The 3,295-nt window shown below is 64.2% G+C and carries 2 protein-coding genes; both read left to right on the top strand.

The window, feature by feature from the left end; all coding sequences use genetic code 11:
* Window positions 1-69: 69 nt before the first annotated feature.
* Entirely contained in the window at window positions 70-1,506 is a 1,437-nt protein-coding gene (locus tag DDF70_RS35775; RefSeq protein ID WP_114947838.1) for an IS1182 family transposase, read from the top strand.
* 436 nt (window positions 1,507-1,942) lie between these two features.
* On the top strand, window positions 1,943-3,208 hold the full coding sequence (locus DDF70_RS35770; protein WP_114947673.1) for an IS701 family transposase: 1,266 nt from the start codon (window positions 1,943-1,945) through the stop codon (window positions 3,206-3,208).
* Window positions 3,209-3,295 lie beyond the last annotated feature (87 nt).

Here is a 3,295-nt window from a genome sequence, read left to right as displayed (position 1 = left end):
GGGTCGAGGCTGTGTCAAAACGCGGAATCTAGTAATCTGGTTGGGTCAGTACGGACTGGAGGGATCGCGATGAAGCGGTTTGTCCAAGGCCAGGAGCGCAGCCAAGGCACCTTGTTCCCGGTCTGCCTCGACGAGTACGTCAGTGACGACAATCCGGTGCGGGTGATCGACGTCTTTGTCGAGGAACTCGACTTGCATGCCCTGGGGTTCGAGAGTGTCATCCCACAGGCGACGGGCCGCCCGGCCTACCATCCGGCGGCCCTGCTCAAGATCTACATCTATGGCTATCTCAACCGCATCCCGTCCAGCCGCCGCCTCGAGCAGGAGACCGGCCGCAACCTTGAGCTGATGTGGCTCACCGGCCAGCTTCAGCCGGATCACAAGACCATCGCCCGCTTCCGCAAGGACAATGGACCGGCCATTCGGGCCGTGTGCCGCCAGTTCGTCGGGCTGTGCCGCACGCTCAACCTGTTCTCGCAGGCGGTGGTGGCCATCGACGGCTCCAAGTTCAAGGCGGTCAACGCGCGGGACAAGAACTTCACGCCGGCCAAGCTCGCCAAGCGCATCGAGCAGGTGGAGGCCAGCATCGCACACTATCTGTCCGCCCTCGACACGGCCGATCGGCAGGAGAGCGAGCTGGCGCAGGTGAAGGCCGGGCGGATCAAGGACAAGATCGCGGCGCTCAGAGAGCAGATGCAGCAGTTCCGGGAGCTGGAGCAGCAGGTGCTGGCGGCTCCCGACCAGCAGATCTCGCTCACTGATCCGGACGCGCGGGCGATGACCAACCGGGGCATCGGCACGGGCATCGTCGGCTACAACGTTCAGGCCGCGGTGGATGTCCAGCACCACCTGATCGTCGCACATGAGGTCACCAACAGCGGCTCGGATCGGGGCCAGTTATCGGTGATGGGCCAGCAGGCGCAGGGTGCCATGGGCACGCCGAGCCTGGAGGCTCTGGCGGACAGAGGCTACTACAAGGGCGAGGACATCCTGGCCTGCGAGAGAGCTGGGATCACGCCCTATGTGCCCAAGACCCTCAACTCGAGCGCCAAGGCTGACGGACGCTTCGGCAAGCAGGACTTCGTCTATCATCCCGAGGATGACACCTATCGCTGTCCCGCCGGAGAGCGCCTGACGCGACGATGCTCCACCATCGAGCATGGGATGCTGCTGCATCTCTACTGGACCAGCTGCTGCCAAACCTGTGCGCTCAAAGATCAGTGTACGCCCGGCAAGGAGCGCCGGGTCAGACGCTGGGAGCATGAGGATGTGCTCGATGCGATGCAGGAGCGGCTCGATCGGGCCCCGGAGACGCCGCGTCTGCGGCGGCAGACGGTGGAGCATCCGTTTGGAACGATCAAGGCCTGGATGGGTGCTACGCACTTCCTGACCCGGACCTTGGAGCGGGTGCGCACCGAGATGAGCCTGCACGTGCTCGCCTATAACCTGAAGCGGGTTCTGGCGATCCTCGGACCAGGGCCGCTGCTGGCAGCAATCCAGTCCTGAGGGGGCATCGCTCTAGGCACCCAAGCTGATCACGATGGCTGGGACACCAGCAAGAATGACATCCAGCCTTGTCGATGAGCCAAACGGCCGTTGTCACCTGCGCTCCAGCCGATCAGAGGATCACAGAGGTGAGCTCACTCGGTCCCGATCTGCGTTTTGACACAGCCTCGGTCAGGCAGTGACGTCCATTCACTTTTCGAAAGATCTGATTACATGAGGACTGCTGGCTTCGAGCTTAGGTCTCAGGTGGACCAACAACGGTCGTTTGCGCGAAGGGCTTGAAACGAAATGAATTTTCCGAGCTTGCAGGACCGCGGATCACTCGCTGAGAACCATGCACGAAAGTCTACACGGCATAGCACTACTTTGGCAGGCATGAGGAACCAGGCGAGGCCTGCCGACGTCTTCTCGGAAGGATGGTCCGCAGGAGGTTGTCATGAGCACCTCAGTGGCGTGGGAACACGAACTTCAGTCCTGGCTCGAACCCTTCCTCACCCCTCTTCACCATCCGGCTCGCCGGCGCATGTGCCCGCTCTATGTGGCGGGCCTGATCGGGCCAGGTGAGCGCAAGAGCCTGCAGCCGATGGCCGCCCGGGTGGCGCCCGCCGACTATGACCAGCTGCATCACTTCGTGGCCGTGGGCCCGTGGGACGAGGCGCCGCTCGAGGCCGAACTCCTGGCTCAGGCCACCCGGCTCGTTGGCGGGCCAGACGCGATCCTGGTGATCGACGACACGGCGCTGCTCAAGAAAGGCACGCACTCCGTGGGTGTCGCCTCGCAATATGCCGGAGTGGTGGGCAAGCAGGCCAATTGTCAGAGCCTGGTGTCGCTCACCCTCGCCAAGGGTGAGGTGCCGGTCCCGATCGTTTTGCGGCTGTTTCTGCCCGACACCTGGATCCAGGATCCCGAGCGCCTGCAGCAGGCGGGCGTGCCCGAGGCGTTCTGGACGCAGCGCACCAAGCCGGAGATCGCCCTGGAGGAACTCAAACGTCTGCTGCAAGCCGGCGTAAGCTTCGGGGCGGTGCTGGCCGATGCCGGCTATGGCATCAGCGGGCCCTTCCGGCAGGCACTCTCAGCCTTAGGGCTGCTGTGGGCGGTGGGCATTCCGCGCATTCAGAAGGTCTACACGGCGGACGTGCAGATGATCACGCCCCCGCCCTCGCGCGGCCGACCCCGCACGCGGCTCATCCCAGATCAGGAGGCGATCGCGGCCGAAGCCATGCTGGCCACCGCCTCCTGGCGTCAGGTCACCTGGCGGCGCGGCACCAAGGGTCCGCTGAAGGCGAAGTTCGCAGCCGTGCGCGTGCGGGTGGCTGATGGGCCTGAGGTGCGTCTTCAGGGACGGACCGGTCAGCATCTGCCCGGCGACGAGGTGTGGCTCGTGGGCGAGCATCGCCCCTCAGGCGAGCGCAAATACTACCTGTCCAACCTGCCGCCCGACACGACGCTGAAGCAATTGGCTTCTCTCATCAAAGCCCGGTGGGTGTGCGAGCAGGCGCACCAGCAGCTCAAGGAAGAGCTCGGGCTCGATCACTTCGAGGGCCGCTCGTGGCGCGGGCTGCACCGACACGCGCTGCTGACGCTGATCGCGTATTTGTTCTTGCAGCATCTGCGGCTGCAGGCCGCCACAGGGGGAAAAAAGAAAAGCCGGCGGACCACCGCCACAACCGACGCTGCCGGCCGTTCGGCGCATGCTGCTTGATCATCTGGCGCATGCCATGCGCCTCCGATGTCCCTTCTGCCGTGCCCGCTTCACCCTAGGTTCACTGATGAAAGTGCCAAAGTAGTG

Origin of the sequence: Microvirga calopogonii, assembly GCF_003347665.1 — a bacterium.
Classification (GTDB): Bacteria; Pseudomonadota; Alphaproteobacteria; order Rhizobiales; family Beijerinckiaceae; genus Microvirga; species Microvirga calopogonii.
The sequence above is the reverse complement of the archived record's forward strand: the minus strand, read 5'-3'. Positions and strand labels throughout refer to the sequence as shown.